Source organism: Streptomyces rubrogriseus (genome assembly GCF_027947575.1).
Classification (GTDB): Bacteria; Actinomycetota; Actinomycetes; order Streptomycetales; family Streptomycetaceae; genus Streptomyces; species Streptomyces rubrogriseus.
In genome coordinates this window covers 359,398-380,132 of the sequence record NZ_CP116256.1, presented here as the reverse complement: position 1 = coordinate 380,132, position 20,735 = coordinate 359,398, and the positions used below count along the sequence as shown (strand labels likewise).

Sequence of the window (20,735 nt, the reverse complement as noted above, 5' to 3'; positions counted from 1 at the left end):
GTTCTTCTGACGGTACCCCAGCGTGGCGGCCCTCAGCCGCACGGGCGGGCCGACGTCCCGTCTGCATGCTCCAACGGCGCGGGGGCCCGAGGGGTTCCCGGGTGACCCGCACAAACACCGTGAAGCCCGTTACAGGACCGCGTCAGCCGCCGTACACGTGGGGCGCGAGCGTACCGACGAACGGGAGGTTGCGGTACTTCTCCGCGTAGTCGAGGCCGTAGCCGACGACGAACTCGTTGGGGATGTCGAAGCCGACCCACTCCACGTCGATGGCGACCTTCGCGGCGTCGGGCTTGCGCAGCAGCGTGCACACCTTGAGGGAGGCGGGCTCGCGCGAGCCGAGGTTGGAGATCAGCCAGGACAGGGTCAGGCCGGAGTCGATGATGTCCTCGACGATCAGGACGTGGCGGCCCTTGATGTCGGTGTCGAGGTCCTTGAGGATCCGCACCACACCGGAGGACTGGGTGCCCGCGCCGTACGAGGACACCGCCATCCAGTCCATCGTGACGGGGGTGGACAGCGTGCGCGCCAGGTCGGCCATGACCATCACGGCGCCCTTGAGCACGCCGACGATGAGCAGGTCCTTGCCCGCGTACTCCGCGTCGATCTTCGCGGCCAGCTCGGCCAGCTTCGCGTCGATCTCTTCCTTGGTGATGAGTACCTTCTCGAGGTCGGCACCCATGTCGTTCGCGTCCACCCGCATCACTTTCGGTCGTCCCACCGGCCGGTCCGGAGCGTCCGTCGATCCGTCTGCGGATCGGTGGAGGGTCCGGATTCAGCCTTGCCGAATCACCAGTCTGCCACCCTGCCGCCGGGCGACGACTTTGCCGGGGAGGTTGATGGCCCCCTGACCGCGCCAGCCGGTGATGAGCCGGTCGACTTCCTCGATGTGGCGGGCGAACAGGGCACCGCCCGGCGCACCGGCCTCCAGGGCGGCGCGGCGCAGGATCCGGCGGCGTACGGCGGGCGGCAGGGCGTACAGCTTGGCGCACTCCAGTCCGCCGGTGGCGTCGCGGACGCCGGCCTCGGCCTGGCGGGCCCAGGTGTCGAGGGCGTCGGCGTCGTCCCGGGAGAGCTGGGCCGTACGGGCGAGGGCCTCGACGACGCCCTTGCCGAGCGCCTTCTCCAGGGCGGGCAGACCCTCGTGGCGCAGCCGGGAGCGGGTGTAGGCGGGGTCGGTGTTGTGGGGGTCGTCCCACACCGGGAGGGACTGGACCATGCACGCCTTGCGGGCGGTCTGGCGGTCGACCTGGAGGAAGGGGCGCCGGTAACGGCCGCCGGCCCCCGAGACCGCGGCCATGCCCGACAGGGAGCGGATGCCGGAGCCGCGGGCGAGGCCCAGCAGGACGGTCTCGGCCTGGTCGTCGCGGGTGTGGCCGAGCAGGACGGCGGCGGCGCCGTGGCGGGCGGCGGCGGCGTCGAGGGCGGCGTAGCGGGCGTCGCGGGCGGCGGCTTCCGGGCCGCCGGCGCGGCCGACGGTCACGGCGGTGGCCTCCACGGGGTCGAGGCCCAGTTCGCGCAGGCGCAGGACGACCTCTTCGGCGCGCAGGTCGGAGCCGCTCTGCAGGCCGTGGTCGACGGTGACACCACCGGCCCGGACGCCGAGCCGGGGGGCCTCGAAGGCGAGGGCGGAGGCGAGCGCCATGGAGTCGGCACCGCCGGAGCACGCCACGAGCACGAGCGGTGCCGTGGGAAGTCCGGGCGCACGCTCAGGCGTACGTTCGACGGCCGTCGCGGCGGGAACGCCGGCCGGGGTGTTCAGTTCGGTGAGGATGTCGTGGAGGACGCGGCGGACCGCCAGGCGTATCGCCGCGACCGCAGGATGGGGACCCATGTCCGGTGCCCTTCATGAAGTTGTCGGGGGTGAGCCCGAGGTTCGGTCACGCAGAGTGTGTAGATGGTGACAGAAACGGGCCGTTCCCTGAGCATCGCACGCCTGCCGAAGGCTCACGGTCCCTCGGACGGGTGATTGAAGGGTCGTTCGCCTGCCGTAGGCCGGAATCGTTTCACGCCCCGCCCGCGCGGCTCACGCCTCCGGCTTGCGGTGCACCCGCGCGATCCAGTCCGCCGGTTTGGCGATCTCCGACTTGGTGGGGAGCGTGTTGGGCGAGGTCCAGACGCGGTTGAAGCCGTCCATGCCGCACTCCTCCACGACGGCCCGTACGAACCGTTCGCCGTCCCGGTACTGGCGGAGCTTGGCGTCCAGGCCGAGCAGCTTGCGCAGCGCCATGTCGAGGCGGGAGGCGCCCTTGGCGCGGCGCTGCTGGAACTTCTCCCGGATCTCCCCGACGGTCGGCACGACGGCCGGTCCCACGCCGTCCATCACGAAGTCGGCGTGCCCCTCCAGGAGGGACATCACGGCGGTGAGGCGGCCGAGAACCTCCCGTTGGGCCGGGGTCTGCACCAGCTCCACGAGCGAGCGGCCGCCGTCGTCCTCCTCCGCCTCGGGACGGCCCCCGGCCAGCGACTGGGCGGCCTCGCGGACCCGCTCGAGCACGGTCATCGGGTCCACGTCGGTCTCGGCCAGGAACGACTGGATTTCGCCCTCGAGGTGGTCGCGCAGCCAGGGCACGGCGGTGAACTGCGTGCGGTGCGTCTCCTCGTGCAGGGTCACCCACAGGCGGAAGTCGTGCGGCTCGACGTCGAGTTCGCGTTCGACGTGGACGATGTTCGGTGCGACCAGGAGCAGCCGGCCGCCGCCGTTCGCGCCGGCGGGCAGTTCCCGGGTGGCGGGGGCGAACGTCTCGTACTGGCCGAGGACGCGGGAGGACAGGAACGACAGCAGCATGCCCAGCTCCACGCCGGTGACCTTGCCGCCGACGGCGCCGAGGACCGCGTTGCCCGCGCCGCCGCCGCGCCGCTCCTGCATCTTCTCCAGCAGGGGCTTGAGCAGCTCCCGGAACCCGGCGACGTTGGCCCGGACCCAGCCGGGCCGGTCGACCACCAGGAGGGGGGTGTCGTGGGTCTCCTCGGTGCCCATCCGGGTGAAGCCGCGGACGTGCTCCTCCGAGGACTTGGCATGGCGGCGGAGCTCGGCGACGACGGCCCTGGCCTCGTCGCGGCTCACCTCGGGGCCCGGCCGTACGAGCCGGGTCGCGGTCGCCACCGCGAGGTTCCAGTCGACCATGCCGGAATTTGCGCCGATGCTCGTCATGCGTCAACGGTACGGGAGCGCTGCCGCTGGGGGCAGGCTGTGCGGTGCCCGGGGGGACGCCTACGAGGTCGGCAGGGCCGAGGTCCGTTGCCGAGGCACCCGTCGTTGCGGTGCCGTGCCCACCCTCCCCCATTGCCCGAAAGGCATGGGAGGTGCCCCCATCGCCCTGCGGAACGACTGCCCACGGCGGTCAGGAGACCAGGGTCGTCGCTGCCCTGTCCAGGGCCGACTGCGCCGACCAGGCATCCGTCGTGTCGTTGGCCAGGAAGGCGAAGCCGAGGAGGCGGCCGTCGGGGGTGGTCACCGTGCCGGCGAGGGTGTTCACGCCCGTGAGGGTGCCGGTCTTGGCCCGGACGAGGCCCGCTGCGCCGTCCGTGTAACGGCCGGCCAGGGTGCCGGTGAAGTGGGCGACGGGCAGGCCGGTGAGGACCGGGCGCAGCTGGGGCCGGGCCGGGTCGGCCGCCTCGGCCAGCAGCGCGGTGAGCAGGTCGGCGCTGATCAGGTCGGTGCGGTCCAGGCCGCTTCCGTCGTGGAACCGCGCGCCGCCCACCGGCAGGCCGAGCTGTTCCAGGCGGGCCGCGACGGCGGCGCCCGCCCCGTCGAAGTCGGCGGGCTTGCCGGTCGCCACGGCGGTGTGGCGGGCCAGGGCCTCGGCGAGGTCGTTGTCGCTGTTGGTCAGCATCCGTTCGACCAGGGCCGACAGCGGGGGCGAGGAGACCGTGGCGAGGGTGGCGGCGCGGCCGGTGGCCTTGGACGGGCCGGGGGCCGACGCGGTGACGCCGTGCTGCTTCAGGAGGCCGGCGAAGGTGCGGGCGGCGTCGGCGGCCGGGTCGGACACGCGGGGGGCGGGACCGCTGGTGGAGTCGTCGGTGCGGCCCTCGTCGGTCATCAGGGCGGTGACGCGGGCGAGGTTCTCGTTGACCCCGATCGGGTGCATTTCCGTACCGGCGTAGAGCGTCGTGTCGTACGACAGCGTCACCTCGCGCACGCCCCGCTTCTTCAGGGCGGCGGCGGTCTTCTCGGCGAGGGTGCGCAGGCTGGCCAGGTCCCGGGCGTCCTCGCGCGCGGTGAGGGTGGGGTCGCCGCCGCCGACCAGGACGACCTCGCCGGTGTCGGCCTCCAGGGCGGTGCGGGTGGTGAGGCGGTGGTCGGGGCCGAGGGCGGTGAGGGCGGCGACCGCCGTGGCGATCTTGGTGGTGGAGGCCGGGGTGAGCGGGGCGTCGGAGCCGAGGCCGTACAGGCGCTTGCCGGTGGTGAGGTCGACGACGGCCGCCGCGCGGCGCTCGCCGAGCCCGGGGGCGTCCTTGAGCAGGGGGTCGAGGAGGTCCGCGAGGTCCTGGTCGCCCGGTGCCGCCTTGACGCCACCGGGGGTGGTGGTGCCGCCGAGACCGGCCAGTACGGCCCCGGCGCTGGGCGCGGGCCGGGGCGAACCGGACGACGTGCCGGAGGCCCCGGATCCGCGGCCGTGATCTGTGCCACCCGTGTGCTCCAGGGCGACGGCCCGGTCCCGCTCGGCCGTACGCTGACCCGTGGAGTCCCAGGGGCCGGCGACGGTCACCACCCCGGCGGCCAGTGCCAGCCCGGCGGTGGCGGCACCGGCGGTGTACTGCCAGGTCTTCGGCCTCGTGATCCGGGTGAGCCGCGGCGCCGTGGCCCGTGCCAACCGTGCGACCCGCGGTCCGGCGGCCCGGACGAAGCGGGACAGACGGGGACGTACGGCATCCGCGGCCCGCGCGACATGCGGTCGCGCGGTCCGCCAAGGCCTCAGCTCTGGCACTGCCACCAGCCCCTTTCGCGATCACACACCTGCGTGAGGGACACTTAACCACCAGAACTATGTGCTGATCATGGAGGAGCGTCCGGTGGAGTTCGACGTCACGATCGAGATCCCGAAGGGTTCGCGGAACAAGTACGAGGTGGACCACGAGACCGGTCGTATCCGCCTGGACCGCCGCCTGTTCACCTCGACCGCCTACCCGACCGACTACGGCTTCGTCGAGAACACCCTCGGCGAGGACGGCGACCCGCTGGACGCGCTGGTCATCCTGGACGAGCCGACCTTCCCGGGCTGCCTCATCCGCTGCCGCGCGATCGGCATGTTCCGGATGACGGACGAGGCCGGCGGCGACGACAAGCTGCTGTGCGTGCCGTCGACCGACCCGCGCGTGGAGCACCTGCGTGACATCCACCACGTGTCGGAGTTCGACCGCCTGGAGATCCAGCACTTCTTCGAGGTCTACAAGGACCTGGAGCCCGGCAAGTCCGTCGAGGGCGCCGACTGGGTGGGCCGCACCGAGGCCGAGGCCGAGATCGAGCGGTCCTACAAGCGCTTCAAGGACCAGGGCGGCCACTGATCAGGCGCCTCTCCCGTAACAGGCCGCACGCACACGCGTGCGGCCTGTTCGTGTTTGAGTGACCATACTGAGGTCAACAGGAGGGTGTGTTCGTACCAGGGAGCGTTGCGCAGGTGACGGAGGCGGAGGACCCAAAGCCGCAGTCGGACGAGGCCCGCAGTGCCTTCCGGCAGCCGAGCGGCGTCGCGGCGTCGATCGACGGCGAGTCGTCGACGACGTCCGAGTTCGAGATCCCGCAGGGACTCGCCGTTTCCCGGACCACCGGCAGCGAGTCCGAGACGACCTCGGAGTTCTCGCTCCCCGACGGCCTGGAGGCGCCCCCGGCCGCTCCGGCGGACGCCGAGGGCTCGGCGTTCACCATGCCGAGCACGCACAGCGCGTGGACCGCCCCGACCGCCTTCACCCCGGCGAGCGGCTTCCCCGCGGTGAGCCTGACGGACGTGCCCTGGCAGGACCGGATGCGCGCCATGCTGCGGATGCCGGTGGCCGAGCGGCCCGCGCCCGAGCCCTCGCAGAAGCACGACGACGAGACCGGCCCCGCCGTGCCGCGCGTGCTCGACCTGACGCTGCGTATCGGAGAGCTGCTGCTGGCGGGCGGTGAGGGCGCCGAGGACGTGGAGGCGGCCATGTTCGCCGTCTGCCGCTCCTACGGCCTGGACCGCTGCGAGCCGAACGTCACCTTCACCCTGCTGTCGATCTCCCACCAGCCGTCCCTGGTCGAGGACCCGGTGACGGCGTCGCGCACGGTACGCCGCCGGGGCACCGACTACACGCGGCTCGCGGCCGTGTTCCACCTGGTGGACGACCTCAGCGACCCGGACACGAACATCTCCCTGGAGGAGGCCTACCGGCGCCTGGCGGAGATCCGCCGCAACCGGCACCCGTACCCCACCTGGGTACTGACCATGGCGAGCGGTCTGCTCGCGGGCGGGGCCTCGCTGCTCGTCGGTGGCGGGCTGACCGTGTTCTTCGCGGCGATGTTCGGCTCGATGCTCGGCGACCGGCTGGCGTGGCTGTGCGCCGGGCGCGGGCTGCCGGAGTTCTACCAGTTCGCGGTGGCGGCGATGCCGCCCGCCGCGATGGGTGTCGTGCTGACGGTGACGCACGTCGACGTGAAGGCGTCCGCGGTCATCACCGGTGGGCTGTTCGCGCTGCTGCCCGGGCGGGCGCTGGTCGCGGGGGTGCAGGACGGTCTGACCGGCTTCTACATCACCGCCGCGGCCCGTCTGCTGGAGGTCATGTACTTCTTCGTCAGCATCGTCGCCGGGGTGCTGGTGGTGCTGTACTTCGGGGTCCAGCTGGGCGCCGAGCTGAACCCGGACGCCAAGCTGGGCACCGGTGACGAACCGTTCGTGCAGATCTTCGCCTCGATGCTGCTCTCGCTGGCCTTCGCGATCCTGCTCCAGCAGGAACGGGCCACCGTCCTCGCGGTGACCCTGAACGGCGGCATCGCCTGGTGCGTGTACGGCGCCATGAACTACGCCGGCGACATCTCGCCGGTGGCCTCCACGGCCGCCGCGGCGGGGCTGGTGGGCCTGTTCGGGCAGCTGATGTCCCGCTACCGGTTCGCGTCGGCGCTGCCGTACACGACCGCGGCGATCGGGCCGCTGCTGCCCGGTTCGGCGACGTACTTCGGTCTGCTGGGGATCGCTCAGGGCGAGGTCGACTCGGGGCTGCTGTCGCTGTCCAACGCGGTGGCGCTGGCGATGGCCATCGCGATCGGGGTGAACCTGGGCGGGGAGATCTCCCGGCTGTTCCTGAAGGTGCCCGGCGCCGCGAGTGCGGCGGGACGCCGGGCGGCCAAGCGGACGCGCGGGTTCTAACGGCCCTGGTCGTACGGGTACTGGTCGCCGTACTGCTGGGGCTGGTCGCCGTAGCCCTGCGGGTACTGCTGGGCGTACGGCTGCTGCGGGGGCTGCTGGCCGCCGTAGGGCTGGTTGCCGTAGCCCTGGTCGTACTGCGGGGGGTACTGCTGCTGCGGCTGGTCGTACGGGTCGACCCGGCGGAGCTGGGTCGTGGCGTCGTCCATGACCGGGTACGGGGGCTGGGGCTGGTGCTGCTGGGCGGCCGGCGGGGTCGGTGCGGCCGCGGCGGCGCGCTGCTTCTTCTTGCGCTCGCGCAGGTACTCGATGGCGATCGGGACGACGGAGATCAGGATGATCAGGACGAGGATGCCCTCGACGTGGGCCCGGATGAACTCGATCTGGCCGAGCCAGTAGCCCGCGAGGGTGACGCCGGTGCCCCAGGCCACGCCGCCGATGACGTTGTACGTGAGGAAGGTGCGGTACTTCATGCGGCCGGCGCCCGCCACGATGGGGGCGAAGGTGCGCACGATGGGCACGAAGCGGGCCAGGACGATCGCCTTGGGCCCGTACTTCTCCATGAACTCGTGCGCCTTCTCCAGGTTCTCCTGTTTGAAGAGCTTGGAGTTGGGGCGGCTGAAGAGCTTCGGGCCGAAGAACTTGCCGATCATGTAGCCGACTTGGTCGCCGAGGACGGCGGCGGCCACGATCAGGGTGCACACCAGCCACAGCGGCTGGCTGATGTACTCGCCCTGGGCGACGAACAGGCCCGCGGTGAACAGCAGCGAGTCGCCGGGCAGGAACGCGAAGAGTCCCGACTCGGCGAAGACGATGAGCAGGATGCCGGGCAGACTGAACGTCTCGATCAGATAGTCCGGGCTGATCCACTCGGGACCGAGCGCAAGGGTGGTCACGGGATTGTGGCTCCTGCTGCTGGGGGGAGGCGGGCTGGACCTGGCTGCCCAAACGTACAACGCAGCCGCGGTGCCCCAGGTTCCACGGGGCGTCTTGGGGTGCGCTGTGACGTTCCCCGGGGAAACCTGAGAACCATGGGTATTGAAGAATACGGCGGCGGCCAGGGCCCGCAGCCCGACGTGCTCGTCGTGACCACCAACGATCTGCCGGGCCACCGGGTGCAGGAGGTGCTCGGGGAGGTCTTCGGGCTGACCGTGCGCTCCCGGCACCTGGGGAGCCAGATCGGTGCCGGACTGAAGTCGCTGGTCGGCGGTGAGCTGCGCGGCCTGACCAAGACGCTGGTCGAGACCCGCAACCAGGCGATGGAGCGGCTGGTCGAGCAGGCACGCGCGCGGGGCGCGAACGCGGTGCTGTCCTTCCGTTTCGACGTGACGGAGGCGGCGGACGTGGGCACCGAGGTGTGCGCGTACGGGACGGCGGTGGTCGTGGCCCGGGAGTGAGCCGTGGGAGTGAGCCGTGGGAGTGAGCCGTGGGGTGAGACGGGCGGGGGACCCGGGCCACGACCACCGCTCAGGGGGTGTGCCGGACGGCGTTGGCGAGGATCGCGTCGCGCATGTAGGCGGCGAGGCCCGGCTTGGCGGCGTCGATGTTTCGCGTGAAACGTTCGTCGGACACGTACATCTCGCCCAGGCAGGTGTGCATCTCGTACCCGCAGTCGTAGTGGTTGCGGGCGATGCCCTGCCGGTGGTCCTCGGCGGCGTCCATGGCCCCCTCGGAGTCGGCGGGCTCACCCGCGTCCATCAGGGCGACGAAGCGCCGGGTGAGTTCGTCGGCCTCGTCCTGGATGCGCTGCCAGTCCTCCTTGGTGTACGAGGCGGTCTTCTCCTTGGACTGGCGGTAGGCGTCGGTGTCGCCCCAGCGTTCCTGGACCTCCTCCTCGTACTGGTCGGGGTCGAAGTCGCCGAACACCTCGAACTTCTCCTCGGGCGTGAGGTTGATTCCCATGCTGCGTGCCTCCATGGCCTGCTCCACGGCCGCCGCCATCCTCTGCAGCTTCTCGATCCGGGCGGACAGCAGCTCGTGCTGGCGGCGCAGGTGCGCGCGCGGGTCCGCGGCCGGGTCGTCGAGCAGGGCGGCGACCTCGTCGAGCGGGAAGCCCAGCTCCCGGTAGAACAGGATCTGCTGCAGCCGGTCGAGGTCGGCGTCGCTGTAGCGCCGGTGGCCCGCGTGGCTGCGCTCGCCGGGTGCGAGCAGGCCGATGTCGTCGTAGTGGTGCAGCGTGCGCACCGTCACTCCGGCGAAGCCGGCCACCTGTCCCACGGAGTAGCTCACTTCCGCTCCTTTCTCTGACGCCGTCCACGCTGCCTCCTCACGTGACGTGAGGTGCAAGCCCGGACGTTCCGCGTGCCACGCCGCGCCCGGCCCCGCCCTTCGCGGCGTCCGCCGCCCCGTGTCCCCCGCAGGAGCTACGGGGGACCGTCCACTCGGGGGTGATTCGGGAACGTGGCCGCCTGCGTAGCGTTCCTGGCAGGTCGCCGGAAGGCACGCGGCCGATGCCACCCGGAGGTCACCATGAGCACGACTCGCACCGCTTCGCCCCGGCCCGCGCGCCGGGAGGGTGGCCGCTTCTCCCAGTCTCCCCTCGTCTGGATGCCGGCCGGGATCGTGGGTGTGGGGCTGGCGTCCGGGCTGGCCCCGGCGGGCGGGGTGGTCGCCGTCGTCGGCGCGGTCGTGGCGGTCGCCGTCTACTGGGCGGTCATGCGCTTCGTCGCCCGGCGGAGCATGCCGGAGATCGCGGGGCCGGGAGCCGTGACACGGGCGTTGTCCGGCGCCGCGATCGGCTTCGCGTTCATCACCGTGTCGATGCTGATGCTCCTCACCGAGTTCTCGTTCACCGAACGATCCGGCAGCGCCCTGCCGATCGTGGCGAGCATGGCCGCGATGCAGCTCGGCGCCGCCGTGACCGAGGAACTGATCTTCCGCGGCCTCGCCCTCCAGGCACTGGAGAAGATGTGGGGCAGCTGGGCGGCTCTGGCGACCACCGCGGTGCTGTTCGGCCTGCTGCACCTGGCCAACCCGGACGCCACCCTGTGGAGTTCGACCGCGATCGCCGTCGAGGCCGGCGTCCTCCTCGGTGCCGCGTTCCTGTGGACGCGCAACATCTGGTTCGTCGTGGGACTGCACTTCGCCTGGAACACCGCCCTGGGCCTGATCGGCATCCCGGTCTCCGGCCACGCCTCGGAGGGCCTGATGACCACCAACCCGACCGGCCCCGAGCTGCTGACCGGCGGAGACTTCGGCCTGGAGGCGTCGATCGTGCCCGTCGTCGTCAGCCTGCTGATCGCGATCCCCATGCTCGTCGCCGCCCACCGGCGCGGCAACCTGGTCCCCATGCGCCGCGGGCACCGCTGACCACCCGTCAAGGTGTGCCCGGACCGGCGGGCGCGTCCGCGGCCAGCGGGAACCCGGTGCCCGTGAGCCGCTCGGAGACCTCCCACAGACGTCTGGCGGTCTCGGGGTCCTTTGCTCGACCGGACGGCTCGGCGAGCGCGGCGGGTCCGCGCACGCCGCCGAAGCGGCTCGGGCCGGCGAAGCTCCCGGCGGGTACCTCGCCGGTCGACGCCAGCAGGGTCGGGAGCGCGCCGCCCTGCGGGCCGTGCGCGAGGAACGGCGTGCTGAACGCCACGAGCGCGTCGAAGAGCCGGTTGCCGCTGGTGATCCGGAACCCGGTCGACGCCCATCCGGGATGCGCGGCCGTGGCGGTCACCGGCGAGCCGGCCTCGGTGAGCCGGCGCTGCAATTCGGACGTGAACAGCAGGTTGGCCAGCTTGGACTGGCCGTAGGCGCCGAAAGGACGGTAGGGGCGCCGCTCCCACTGGAGGTCCTCGAAGTCGATGTGTGCCGAACGGTGGGCGCTGGACGAGATCGTCACCACTCGGCCGGTGACGCGGTCCAGGAGGAGGTTCGTCAGCGCGAAGTGGCCGAGGTGATTGACGCCGAGCTGGCTCTCGAAGCCGTCCCGCGTCTCCTGGCGAGCGGCGGTCATCGCTCCGGCGTTGTTCACGAGGACGTCGACCGGCTCGCGCAGGCCTTCGGCGAACTCCCGGATCGATGCGAGCGAGGCCAGGTCGAGGGCGCGGACCTCGGCCCGGCCTCCCATGTCGCGTGCTGCCGCACGCCCCTTTGCCTGATCGCGGACGGCGAGAATCACCCGCGCGCCCCGCATGGCGAGCGCCGAGGCGGCGGATCGACCGATGCCGCCGGCGCCCCCGGTGATCACGACGGTCCGGCCGGTCTGGTCAGGGATGTGTGAAGAAGAGGAGAGAGTGGACACCGCTCGAATGTAACCACTGGATACAATGTAGTCAATGGAAACTGCTTGGTAGTCTGACGAGATGACCCCGCCCCGTCCGTACCATCACGGCAACCTGCGTCAGGCGCTGCTGGACCGTGCTGCGACGAAGCTCCACGAGAAGGGGGCGGCAGAGCTCTCCCTTCGGGAGCTCTCCGGGGAGATCGGGGTGACTCATGCCGCGCCGCGCCGGTACTTCCCGGATCGCCAGGCGCTGCTCGACGCGCTCGCGGTGGAGGGGTTCGCGCGGCTCGGGGCGCGACTGCGGGAAGCGGCCGCGGCCCCGGGCGGGCCCACGGAGCGGATCCGTTCGATCGCGGACGCCTACATCGGCTTCACGACCTCCGAGCCGAACCTGGTCGAGCTGATGTTCGCGCACAAGCACGGCGCGGGCGCGGAAGCCGTGGCGCGCAGCGCCGCCGAGGCCTTCGAGCCGATCCTCGACGTCTTCCAGCAGGCCCGGCCCGAGGGCGGCCCCGGCGCGCAGGACGCGCAGCGGGCCGGCCTGGTCTTCCTCGCCACGTTCCAGGGCCTGGCGGGATTGATCAGCTGCGGCATCGTCCCGCCGCACCAGACCGACGAGCTCGTCGCCGACGCCGTCGCCCGGTTCGACGACAACGGGAGACCGGCGCCCGACACGGCGTGAGGTGCGGGCCCGCGCCCGTCCGTACGTCCCCGGGTGCGGCCCCCCGGGCCCCGGCCTACCGTCGGACGCATGTCACTGCACCAGGGTCCCCGCCCGTCCCACGACGGCGATCGTGACCGGCGCCGGCTCGCCGTGAACCCCTTCCACGCGGCGGCGAACCCGCTCGGCGGCATGACCGAGGCCCCGCCCTCGCACCGGCTGCCCGACTCCCCGCTGCCGCCGGAGACCGCGTACCGGCTGGTCCACGACGAGCTGATGCTCGACGGCAACGCGCGGCTCAACCTGGCCACCTTCGTCACCACCTGGATGGAGCCGCAGGCCGGGGTCCTGATGAGCGAGTGCCGGGACAAGAACATGATCGACAAGGACGAGTACCCGCGCACCGCCGAGCTGGAGCGGCGCTGCGTGGCGATGCTCGCCGACCTGTGGCACGCGCCGGACCCGTCGGCGGCCGTGGGCTGCTCGACGACCGGGTCGAGCGAGGCGTGCATGCTGGCGGGGATGGCGCTCAAGCGGCGCTGGGCGCTGCGCAACGCCGACCGCTATCCGGCGAAGGACGTGCGGCCCAATCTCGTGATGGGCGTGAACGTCCAGGTCTGCTGGGAGAAGTTCTGCAACTTCTGGGAGGTGGAGGCCCGCCAGGTCCCGATGGAGGGCGACCGCTTCCACCTGGACCCGCAGGCCGCCGCCGAGCTGTGCGACGAGAACACCATCGGGGTCGTCGGCATCCTGGGCTCCACCTTCGACGGCTCCTACGAGCCGGTCGCCGACCTGTGCGCGGCCCTGGACGCCCTCCAGGAGCGGACCGGGCTCGACGTCCCGGTGCACGTCGACGGGGCCTCGGGCGGCATGGTCGCGCCCTTCCTGGACGAGGACCTGGTGTGGGACTTCCGGCTGCCCCGGGTCGCCTCGATCAACACCTCGGGGCACAAGTACGGGCTGGTCTACCCCGGCGTCGGCTGGGCACTGTGGCGGGATGCCGAGGCGCTGCCCGAGGAGCTGGTGTTCCGGGTGAACTACCTGGGCGGCGACATGCCGACCTTCGCGCTGAACTTCTCCCGGCCCGGCGCGCAGGTGGTGGCGCAGTACTACACGTTCCTGCGGCTGGGCCGCGAGGGCTACCGGGCCGTGCAGCAGAACGCGCGGGACATCGCGGGCTCCGTCGCGCGGCGGGTGGCGGCGCTCGGCGACTTCCGGCTGCTGACGCGCGGCGACCAGCTGCCCGTGTTCGCCTTCACGACGGCCGACGAGGTGACGGCGTACGACGTCTTCGACGTGTCCCGGCGGCTGCGGGAGGGCGGCTGGCTGGTGCCGGCGTACACCTTCCCGCCGCACCGCGAGGACCTCTCCGTGCTGCGGGTGGTGTGCCGCAACGGCTTCTCGGCCGACATGGCGGACCTGCTCCTGGACGACCTCGAGCGGCTGCTGCCCGAGCTGCGCCGGCAGCCGCACCCGCTGACCCGGGACAAGGGGGCGGCGACCGGGTTCCACCACTGACCCCGGCTCCCTCGTCGGCCCGGGCTGCCGCGGGCGCCCGCCTCCGGGTTCCCCCGGGAGCGTCGCGGTGAGGCGGCTCAGGTCGCCGGGCGCGATCCCCGCGGTCAGCGAGACCGGCGCGTCCTTGGCCGACGGAGCCGGGCGACGCCCGGCCGTTCCGGCGGTCCTGGGGGGGTGCGCGCCCCGCACACCACCGGTCGGCGGCCACCAACCGGTCGGCCTGGGGCCCGGCCTCCCCCACGTCCACCAGCTCCACCACGGCCGCCCGGAGGAGGCGGACGCCGCACTCGACCGCGCCGCCCGCTTCCTCACCGCCCACCTCGCCGCCGGGCGTCCCGCACCCGTCCACTCACGCGGGCGCCGCCGGCCCACTTCGCCGCGCCTCAACGGCTCAGCCGGGCGAACCTCCTCACCGCCAGCGGGAAGAACACCGCGAGCAGCGCCAGCGGCCAGGCGACGGCGGCCCAGAGGTGGCCGGACTCGCCGCCGGGGCCGCCGAAGAGGTCGCGGACGGCCGTGGCGGTCTGGGACATCGGGTTCCACTCGACGACGGTGCCCAGCCAGCCGGGCATGGAGCCGGGGGTGGCGAAGGCGTTGGACAGGAAGCCGACCGGCCAGACCAGGATCTGCACCGCCTGCACCAGCTCGGGCTTGCCCGCCACCAGGGCCAGGAAGATGCCGATCCACAGCATGGCGAAGCGGAAGAGCAGGAGCAGGCCGACCGCGCCGAGGAAGGCGCCGGGGCCGCCGTGGGCCCGCCAGCCCAGCGCGTACCCGACGCCGGTCAGCACGGCGAGGCCGAGCGCCGACTGGAGCATGTCGGCGGCGGAACGGCCGACCAGGACCGCGCCGTTGGCCATCGGGAGGGAGCGGAAGCGGTCGACGACGCCCTTGTCGAGGTCCCGGGTGACGGCGATCATCGTGCCCTCCAGGCCGAAGGCCATGGTGAGGGCGAGCATCCCGGGGACCAGGTAGTCGACGTAGTCGCCGCTCAGGCCCCGGCCGCCGCCGACCAGGTAGCCGAACATCAGCAGCAGCATGACGGGGAAGACCAGGTTCACGACGACCGTCACCGGCTGCCGTCCCCAGCGGGCCAGCTCGCGGCGGGTCATGGTCCAGGAGTCGGACAGGGCGTACGACGTGGCGTTCGGAACGCTCGTGCTCACGCGGCCTCCTTCGTGCGGTCGGTGAGGTGCAGGAACACCTCGTCCAGGGTCGGCCGGCGCAGCGCCACGTCCTCGGCCTCGATACCGGCCTCCTCCAACGCCCGTACGACGCCGGAGAGCGCGGCCATGCGGTCGGTGACGGGGGCGCTGAGGAGCCGGCGGTCGGTATCCACGCGGACGCCGGTGAGCGGCAGCAGGGCCACCGCGGCGCCCAGGTGGCCGGCGTCGCGCAGGACGACGTCGACGCGGTCGCCGCCGGTGGCGGCCTTGAGTTCGTCCGCCGTGCCGTCGGCGACGACACGGCCGGCGTCGACGACCGAGATGCGGTCGGCGAGCTGGTCGGCCTCCTCCAGGTACTGGGTGGTGAGCAGGACCGTCGTACCGGCGCCGACCAGGGAGCGGACCGAGTCCCACACCTCGGCGCGGCCGCGCGGGTCGAGGCCGGTGGTCGGCTCGTCCAGGAAGAGCACCTCCGGTTCGGTGATGAGGGACGCGGCCAGGTCCAGGCGGCGGCGCATGCCTCCGCTGTAGGCGCTGACCGGCTTGCGGCCGGTGTCGGAGAGGCCGAAGCGGACGAGCAGTTCGTCGGCACGCGCGCGGGCCCGGCGGGCGCCCAGGTGGTGCAGGCGGCCGAACATCTCCAGGTTCTGCCGGCCGCCCAGCTCCTCGTCGAGCGCCGCGTGCTGGCCGAGCAGGCCGATGCGCAGCCGCACCGCGTACGCCTCGGCGACGACGTCGTGCCCCGCCACCTCGACGCGGCCGGCGTCGGGCCGCAGCAGCGTGGACAGGATCCGGACCAGGGTCGTCTTGCCCGCTCCGTTCGGGCCCAGCACGCCGTGCACCGTGCCGCGCGTGACCGTGAGGTCGAGTCCGTCCAACGCGTTCTTGCTGCCGTACTCCTTGCGTGCTCCTTCGACGGTGATCGCCGCGTCGGCCACTGCCACTCCCCGCTTCCCTTTCGAGAGACAAGCTAGCCAAATTTGACTACTAGCTCAGAAGATAACCCCCGACCCCCCATTGGTCAAACTTGATTAGCGAGCATCCCCGTAGTGCGGCCGCCCCGCGGCGAAGGGGTTCTCCTCCCCCTCCGCCAGCACACCCACGAACGGCTCACCCTCGCCGGCGAAGGTGTACGCGCCGCCCCGGACTCGTTCGATGAGGCCGCGGGTCCACTCGGCACCGGAGTCGGCCGAGTGGACCCAGTAGTTCATGATCTCGCCGATGTGCCCGTACTGGCCGGGCCCCTCCGCGGGCATGTAGTACTCGGTGACGGAGGCCCGCCACTCCTCGATCCTGCGCACCCGCTCCTCCAGCAGGGCGAGGGCCTCCTCGCGCGGGAGGTCGACCATGAAGCCGAGCGCCGCGGTGAGCACGTCCGGCCGCTGGTCGTAGGCGGTGAGGTAGGCGCGGAGCAGGGAGAGGTACTCCTCGGTGCCCTGCCCGGTGATCTCGTACTCCACCCGCGGCGGCCCGCCCGCCGTGGACGGCGCGATCTCGTGCGCGAGGAGCAGCCCCTGTTTCGCCATCTGCTTCAGCGCGTGGTAGATCGAGCCGGGCTTGGCGTTGGACCACTCGTGCGCGCCCCAGTACTCCAGGTCGTTGCGCACCTGGTAGCCGTGGGCCCGCCCGTGCTGGCGGACGGCGCCGAGCACGAGGAGACGGATCGCTGACATGGGGTCCAGCCTAGATCCGGCCCCGGGCGCCGCCCGCCGGGACCCTCGGAACTCTCGGCCCGCTAGAACGGGAAGCCGCTGCGCCCGTGCTGCACGGAGATCCACTTCTGCGTGGTGAAGGCGTCCAGCATGGTGTCGCCGTTGAGGCGGCCGAGGCCGGAGTGCTTCTCGCCGCCGAAGGGCACGATCGGCTCGTCGTGCACGGTCCCGTCGTTCACGTGGAACATGCCGGTGTCGATCCGCTTGGCGAAGTTGACGCCGCGCTCGACGTCCCCGGTGTGCACGGCGCCGCTCAGCCCGTACGGCGTGTCGTTGACGAGGCGTACGGCCTCCTCCTCGCCGTCGAAGGGGACGAGGAAGGCGACCGGGCCGAAGACCTCCTGCTGGAGCAGCGCCGAGTCGGCGGGCAGGCCGGTCAGGACCGACGGCTCGACGAGGTTGTCGGTGACCGAGCCGCGCACCAGGGCGGTGGCGCCCTCGGCGAGCGCCTGCTCGACCACGCCGGAGAGCGCGTCGGCCTGCGAGGAGTTGATCACCGGGCCGATGACGGTCGCCGGGTCGCGGGGGTCGCCGGTCTTGAGGGTGTGCACCTTGGCGACGAACTTCTCGGTGAACTCGTCGGCCACCGCGCGGTCGACCAGCACGCGGTTGGCGGCCATGCAGACCTGGCCCTGGTGGACGAAGCGGCTGAAGACCGCGGCGTCGACCGCGTAGTCGACGTCGGCGTCGTCGAGCACCACCAGCGCGCTGTTTCCGCCCAGTTCGAGGACCGAGCGCTTGAAGTTGGCGGCGCAGACCGTGGCCACGTGGCGGCCGACCTTGTCGGAACCGGTGAAGGAGATCACCTTGGGGACCGGGTGCTCGATGAAGGCGTCGCCGATCTCCGCGATGTCGGTGACCACCACGTTGAGCAGGCCGCCCGGCAGTCCGGCGTCCTCGAGGATCTTCGCGACCAGCGTGCCGCCCACGATCGGCGTGTTCTGGTGCGGCTTGAGGACGACGCCGTTGCCCAGGGCGAGGGCCGGGGCGACCGACTTCAGGGAGAGCAGGAAGGGGAAGTTGAAGGGGCTGATGACGCCCACGACGCCGACCGGCACCCGGTAGACGCGGTTCTCCTTGCCGTCGACGGGCGAGGGGATGATCCGGCCCTCGGGCGCGAGTGCCAGGTGGACCGCCTCGCGCAGGAACTCCTTGGCGAGGTGCAGCTCGAAGGCGGCCTTCAGGCGGGTGCCGCCCAGCTCGGCGACGATCGCCTCGCCGATCTCCGCCTCGCGCTCCTCCACCAGGCGCAGCGCCTTCTCGAACACCGCGCGGCGTGCGTAGGGGTTCGTCGCGGCCCACTGCTTCTGCGCCCGCTCGGCGGCCCGGTAGGCGGCGTCGACCTCGTCGACGGTGGCTATCGTGATCGAGGCGAGCTTCTCGTTGTCGTACGGGTTGAAGTCGATGATGTCCCAGGAGCCGGTGCCGGGACGCCACTCGCCGTCGATGTACTGCTGGGCGAGGTCGGTGAAGTACGACGACATGTGTTCCCTCAATCCCCTTAGCTGCCGCAGCCGCCGCGAGCGAGCCGCCTGACTGGGCGTCATCGTACTGACGTTTTACGAGAGTTGAAGGAGTCCCCGCAGAAGGTCCCGGCTCTCGTCCGGCCCCGGGCTGTCCTGCTGGAGTTCCTTCAGCGCCGTCTCGTACTGGGTGACGTCCTCCTGCTTGTCCAGGTACAGCGCGCTGGTGAGCTGCTCCAGGTAGACGACGTCCGAGAGGTCCGACTCGGGGAAGCTGAGGAGCGTGAACGCGCCACTCTCGCCGGAGTGCCCGCCGAAGCCGAACGGCATGACCTGGAGGCGCACATTGGGGCGCTCGGACACCTCGATCAGGTGCTGGAGCTGGCCGCGCATCACCTCGCGGTCGCCGTAGGGGCGGCGCAGGGCGGCCTCGTCGAGCACGATGTGGAACTCGGGGGCGTTCTCCGCGACCAGGTGCTTCTGCCGCTCCAGGCGCAGCGCCACCCGCCGCTCGACGTCCGCCTCGCCGGCGCCCTTCATGCCGCGCCGGACGACCGCGCGGGCGTACTCCTCGGTCTGCAGCAGGCCGTGCACGAACTGCACCTCGTAAGCCCGGATCAGCGAGGCGGCGCCCTCCAGGCCGACGTAGGTGGGGAACCAGCTGGGCAGCACGTCCGAGTAACTGTGCCACCAGCCCGCGACATTGGCCTCCTTGGCCAGGGAGAGCAGGGAGGCGCGCTCCTGCTCGTCCGTGATGCCGTACAGCGTCAGCAGGTCCTCGACGTCCCTCGTCTTGAAGCTCACCCGGCCCAGCTCCATCCGGCTGATCTTCGACTCCGAGGCGCGGATCGAGTAGCCCGCGGCCTCGCGCGTGATCCCCCGCGTCTCACGCAGTCGCCTGAGTTGTGATCCGAGCAGCATGCGCCGCACCACCGATCCGGGCTCTCCCGCGCTCACGTTCGCCAGCCTCCCCAACCGTCTTCAGGGGCCGCAGTCTGCCACTAAAACACTCCGAGCAGTACTCGTCCGGTTACGGAAACGGAATCGAGCCAAAGGAAATGCACAGGATCATGCACGCGGTGGGCCAGAACCGGCCGTCGGGAGAGATGAAAGGGAGGCGAAGATGACGGAAAAATTGACCAACAAGCGGTACGGGCAGGTCCATTTCGGTCACGTGCACGTGCATCTGCCCTTGCATCTGCGGTACGCATCCGAAACCATGGTCCCGCACCACCGCGCCGCATCGCTACGACCGCGAATTCCCGGGAGTGCCTCGCATGGGGACGAATGGATCGACCATGCTCGAGCCGTTACGGCAGGGCCTTCCGCCACTCGACCCCGCGGCAGTGTCCAACGCCGCCTCCTGCGCCCTGCCGCCCCGGTACGAAGCGGTGCGCGAGGCCCGGAAGTTCACCCGCAGGACGCTCGACGGCTGGGACACCGGCGACCGCTTCGACGACGTCTGCCTGGTGGTCTCGGAACTCGTCACCAACGCCCTGCGCCACGCGCTGCCCGCGGACACCCCGCGCCACGACGAGCAGCACGGCCCGGTACGGCTGCACCTGATGCGCTGGACCGAGCGACTGGTGTGCGCGGTGCGCGACCCCAGCCACGACAGCCCGGTGGCCCGTGAGACGGACGACTTCTCGGCGGAGTCGGGCCGGGGCCTGTTCCTCGTCGACTCCTTCAGCGACAGCTGGGGCTGGCACCCGCTGGCCGGGACGCTCAACGGCAAGGTGGTCTGGGCGCTGTTCCGGATATAGCCGGACACGGGCCGCCGTCCGACTCCGGACCCTTCCGCTCCGGGGCCTTCCGCTCCGGGCGCTTCGGCTTCGGGCGCTTCGGCTTCGGCGCCTGCGGCTCCGGACCGCTCCGGGTCAGCTCGCGATCAGGTGGTCGAACTCGCCGTCCTTGACACCCAGCAGCATGGCCTCGATCTCGGCGCGCGTGTAGACGAGCGCGGGACCGTCGGGGAAGCGGGAGTTGCGCACCGCCACCGCGCCGTCGGGCAGGCGCGCGAACTCCACGCACGATCCCTGCGAGTTGCTGCGCCGGCTCTTCTGCCAGGCCGCATCGTGCAGCTGCGTGGCGGCCATGCCGTTGTACACGTCGTACACGTCGTGGTCCACAGGTCGCTCCCCGGTGTGCACTGGCTGATGTGGCCATTGATGCAGTGGTCAACTGATCCGGATCATAACCCCGTTCACGTGCAGATGCATGAGCAAATGCACGTGCACGCGCGGTGTTCCTGCGGTTACAGCTTTGACGACCGCTTTACCGAGCCCTGCCCACTACGACGCCGGGGCCCGAGAAGTCGTTCCCGCATGTGCCCCCGAATTCGAAGAATATGCAACAACATGCGACAACACCGGGGCCCGAACGGTACGGGCGGGCCCCGGTGTTGTCGCTGGTGCGTGAGGTACGGCGGGCGGGTCAGCGCGTGCCGTACGGCAGCAGCGCCATCTCGCGCGCGTTCTTGATCGCCCTGGCCAGCTGCCGCTGCTGCTGGGACGTCACCCGGGTGACGCGGCGGCTGCGGATCTTGCCGCGGTCGGAGATGAACTTCCGCAGCAGTTCGGTGTCCTTGTAGTCGACGTACGTCACTCCGTCCCGGTCCAGCGGGTTGGGACGCTGCCGGGCGGGTGTGCGGTCGGCCTTGCGGGGTCGGGGCATG

Annotated in this window: 21 protein-coding genes; 7 read left to right on the top strand and 14 right to left on the bottom strand. The window is 71.6% G+C overall.

What is annotated here, in order from left to right; all coding sequences use genetic code 11:
• Window positions 1-142: 142 nt before the first annotated feature.
• The 4 genes from hpt to dacB form a co-directional block, all read right to left on the bottom strand.
• A complete protein-coding gene (hpt, locus tag Sru02f_RS01790) occupies window positions 143-703 on the bottom strand; it encodes a hypoxanthine phosphoribosyltransferase (protein WP_007452004.1) in 561 nt (186 codons plus the stop codon).
• Between the two features lie 72 nt (window positions 704-775).
• Window positions 776-1,834, bottom strand: a complete 1,059-nt coding sequence (tilS, locus tag Sru02f_RS01785; RefSeq protein WP_109029440.1) for a tRNA lysidine(34) synthetase TilS — start codon at window positions 1,832-1,834, stop codon at window positions 776-778.
• A gap of 192 nt (window positions 1,835-2,026) precedes the next feature.
• Window positions 2,027-3,154, bottom strand: coding sequence for a zinc-dependent metalloprotease (locus Sru02f_RS01780; protein WP_109029439.1), 1,128 nt, complete (start codon window positions 3,152-3,154; stop codon window positions 2,027-2,029).
• A 190-nt stretch (window positions 3,155-3,344) separates the two neighbouring features.
• The gene (dacB, locus tag Sru02f_RS01775) at window positions 3,345-4,937 is read right to left on the bottom strand and encodes a D-alanyl-D-alanine carboxypeptidase/D-alanyl-D-alanine endopeptidase (protein ID WP_174854985.1); all 1,593 of its coding nucleotides are present in this window, start codon (window positions 4,935-4,937) and stop codon (window positions 3,345-3,347) included.
• 79 nt (window positions 4,938-5,016) lie between these two features.
• Here dacB and Sru02f_RS01770 point away from each other — a divergent pair, with 79 nt between their 5' ends.
• Entirely contained in the window at window positions 5,017-5,508 is a 492-nt protein-coding gene (locus Sru02f_RS01770) for an inorganic diphosphatase (RefSeq protein ID WP_003975424.1), read from the top strand.
• 113 nt (window positions 5,509-5,621) lie between these two features.
• Window positions 5,622-7,331, top strand: coding sequence for a threonine/serine exporter family protein (locus Sru02f_RS01765; protein ID WP_164274756.1), 1,710 nt, complete (start codon window positions 5,622-5,624; stop codon window positions 7,329-7,331).
• Here Sru02f_RS01765 and Sru02f_RS01760 read toward each other — a convergent pair.
• Entirely contained in the window at window positions 7,328-8,224 is an 897-nt protein-coding gene (locus Sru02f_RS01760) for a DedA family protein (RefSeq protein WP_109029437.1), read from the bottom strand. The genes Sru02f_RS01765 and Sru02f_RS01760 overlap by 4 nt on opposite strands.
• 135 nt (window positions 8,225-8,359) lie before the next feature.
• On the opposite strand from Sru02f_RS01760, the gene Sru02f_RS01755 reads away from it, so the two are divergent.
• Window positions 8,360-8,725, top strand: a complete 366-nt coding sequence (locus Sru02f_RS01755) for a YbjQ family protein (protein ID WP_003975421.1) — start codon at window positions 8,360-8,362, stop codon at window positions 8,723-8,725.
• 70 nt (window positions 8,726-8,795) lie between these two features.
• Here Sru02f_RS01755 and Sru02f_RS01750 read toward each other — a convergent pair whose 3' ends face one another.
• The gene (locus tag Sru02f_RS01750) at window positions 8,796-9,557 is read right to left on the bottom strand and encodes a MerR family transcriptional regulator (protein ID WP_109029436.1); all 762 of its coding nucleotides are present in this window, start codon (window positions 9,555-9,557) and stop codon (window positions 8,796-8,798) included.
• 240 nt (window positions 9,558-9,797) lie between these two features.
• On the opposite strand from Sru02f_RS01750, the gene Sru02f_RS01745 reads away from it, so the two are divergent.
• Window positions 9,798-10,637 carry a CPBP family intramembrane glutamic endopeptidase gene (locus tag Sru02f_RS01745; protein WP_109029435.1) on the top strand — a complete coding sequence of 280 codons (840 nt, stop codon included), beginning with the start codon at window positions 9,798-9,800 and terminating at the stop codon, window positions 10,635-10,637.
• Window positions 10,638-10,644: 7 nt separating this feature from the next.
• Here Sru02f_RS01745 and Sru02f_RS01740 read toward each other — a convergent pair whose 3' ends face one another.
• Entirely contained in the window at window positions 10,645-11,559 is a 915-nt protein-coding gene (locus tag Sru02f_RS01740) for an oxidoreductase (protein ID WP_109029434.1), read from the bottom strand.
• 61 nt (window positions 11,560-11,620) lie between these two features.
• On the opposite strand from Sru02f_RS01740, the gene Sru02f_RS01735 reads away from it, so the two are divergent.
• Together Sru02f_RS01735 and Sru02f_RS01730 are read left to right on the top strand one after the other, a co-directional pair.
• Window positions 11,621-12,223: a TetR/AcrR family transcriptional regulator gene (locus tag Sru02f_RS01735; protein WP_109029433.1), complete on the top strand. Its 603-nt coding sequence runs from the start codon at window positions 11,621-11,623 to the stop codon at window positions 12,221-12,223.
• A 69-nt stretch (window positions 12,224-12,292) separates the two neighbouring features.
• Window positions 12,293-13,720 carry a glutamate decarboxylase gene (locus Sru02f_RS01730; RefSeq protein ID WP_109029432.1) on the top strand — a complete coding sequence of 476 codons (1,428 nt, stop codon included), beginning with the start codon at window positions 12,293-12,295 and terminating at the stop codon, window positions 13,718-13,720.
• Window positions 13,721-14,103: 383 nt separating this feature from the next.
• On the opposite strand, the gene Sru02f_RS01725 is transcribed toward Sru02f_RS01730, so the two are convergent.
• From Sru02f_RS01725 to Sru02f_RS01705, 5 genes are all read right to left on the bottom strand, one after another.
• Complete coding sequence (locus Sru02f_RS01725) at window positions 14,104-14,832, bottom strand: ABC transporter permease (RefSeq protein ID WP_109029527.1); 729 nt, start codon at window positions 14,830-14,832, stop codon at window positions 14,104-14,106.
• Window positions 14,833-14,882: 50 nt separating this feature from the next.
• Window positions 14,883-15,824: an ATP-binding cassette domain-containing protein gene (locus Sru02f_RS01720; protein WP_164274759.1), complete on the bottom strand. Its 942-nt coding sequence runs from the start codon at window positions 15,822-15,824 to the stop codon at window positions 14,883-14,885.
• Window positions 15,825-15,917: 93 nt separating this feature from the next.
• Window positions 15,918-16,559 (bottom strand): PadR family transcriptional regulator, encoded by a 642-nt coding sequence (locus tag Sru02f_RS01715; RefSeq protein ID WP_109029430.1) that lies wholly within the window; start codon window positions 16,557-16,559, stop codon window positions 15,918-15,920.
• A gap of 62 nt (window positions 16,560-16,621) precedes the next feature.
• Window positions 16,622-18,082 carry an aldehyde dehydrogenase family protein gene (locus tag Sru02f_RS01710; protein ID WP_109029429.1) on the bottom strand — a complete coding sequence of 487 codons (1,461 nt, stop codon included), beginning with the start codon at window positions 18,080-18,082 and terminating at the stop codon, window positions 16,622-16,624.
• Between the two features lie 75 nt (window positions 18,083-18,157).
• On the bottom strand, window positions 18,158-18,982 hold the full coding sequence (locus tag Sru02f_RS01705) for a helix-turn-helix domain-containing protein (protein ID WP_003975412.1): 825 nt from the start codon (window positions 18,980-18,982) through the stop codon (window positions 18,158-18,160).
• A gap of 377 nt (window positions 18,983-19,359) precedes the next feature.
• On the opposite strand from Sru02f_RS01705, the gene Sru02f_RS01700 reads away from it, so the two are divergent.
• Window positions 19,360-19,824 (top strand): ATP-binding protein, encoded by a 465-nt coding sequence (locus tag Sru02f_RS01700; RefSeq protein ID WP_109029427.1) that lies wholly within the window; start codon window positions 19,360-19,362, stop codon window positions 19,822-19,824.
• A gap of 114 nt (window positions 19,825-19,938) precedes the next feature.
• Here Sru02f_RS01700 and Sru02f_RS01695 read toward each other — a convergent pair whose 3' ends face one another.
• Both Sru02f_RS01695 and rpsR read right to left on the bottom strand, forming a co-directional pair.
• Window positions 19,939-20,190, bottom strand: a complete 252-nt coding sequence (locus tag Sru02f_RS01695; RefSeq protein WP_011028968.1) for a DUF397 domain-containing protein — start codon at window positions 20,188-20,190, stop codon at window positions 19,939-19,941.
• Window positions 20,191-20,494: 304 nt separating this feature from the next.
• Window positions 20,495-20,734: a 30S ribosomal protein S18 gene (gene rpsR / locus Sru02f_RS01690; RefSeq protein ID WP_109029426.1), complete on the bottom strand. Its 240-nt coding sequence runs from the start codon at window positions 20,732-20,734 to the stop codon at window positions 20,495-20,497.
• Between the last annotated feature and the right edge of the window lies 1 nt (window position 20,735).

Excerpts from the sequence above, each read along its gene's own strand:
- Sru02f_RS01705 (WP_003975412.1), bottom strand. The coding sequence starts at position 18,982 with ATGCTGCTCGGATCACAACTCAGGCGACTGCGTGAGACGCGGGGGATC.
- hpt (WP_007452004.1), bottom strand. The coding sequence starts at position 703 with ATGCGGGTGGACGCGAACGACATGGGTGCCGACCTCGAGAAGGTACTC.
- Sru02f_RS01745 (WP_109029435.1), top strand. The coding sequence starts at position 9,798 with ATGAGCACGACTCGCACCGCTTCGCCCCGGCCCGCGCGCCGGGAGGGT.
- Sru02f_RS01735 (WP_109029433.1), top strand. The coding sequence starts at position 11,621 with ATGACCCCGCCCCGTCCGTACCATCACGGCAACCTGCGTCAGGCGCTG.
- Sru02f_RS01710 (WP_109029429.1), bottom strand. The coding sequence starts at position 18,082 with ATGTCGTCGTACTTCACCGACCTCGCCCAGCAGTACATCGACGGCGAG.
- Sru02f_RS01715 (WP_109029430.1), bottom strand. The coding sequence starts at position 16,559 with ATGTCAGCGATCCGTCTCCTCGTGCTCGGCGCCGTCCGCCAGCACGGG.
- Sru02f_RS01700 (WP_109029427.1), top strand. The coding sequence starts at position 19,360 with ATGCTCGAGCCGTTACGGCAGGGCCTTCCGCCACTCGACCCCGCGGCA.
- Sru02f_RS01755 (WP_003975421.1), top strand. The coding sequence starts at position 8,360 with ATGGGTATTGAAGAATACGGCGGCGGCCAGGGCCCGCAGCCCGACGTG.
- Sru02f_RS01730 (WP_109029432.1), top strand. The coding sequence starts at position 12,293 with ATGTCACTGCACCAGGGTCCCCGCCCGTCCCACGACGGCGATCGTGAC.
- Sru02f_RS01725 (WP_109029527.1), bottom strand. The coding sequence starts at position 14,832 with ATGACCCGCCGCGAGCTGGCCCGCTGGGGACGGCAGCCGGTGACGGTC.
- Sru02f_RS01780 (WP_109029439.1), bottom strand. The coding sequence starts at position 3,154 with ATGACGAGCATCGGCGCAAATTCCGGCATGGTCGACTGGAACCTCGCG.
- rpsR (WP_109029426.1), bottom strand. The coding sequence starts at position 20,734 with ATGCCCCGACCCCGCAAGGCCGACCGCACACCCGCCCGGCAGCGTCCC.
- tilS (WP_109029440.1), bottom strand. The coding sequence starts at position 1,834 with ATGGGTCCCCATCCTGCGGTCGCGGCGATACGCCTGGCGGTCCGCCGC.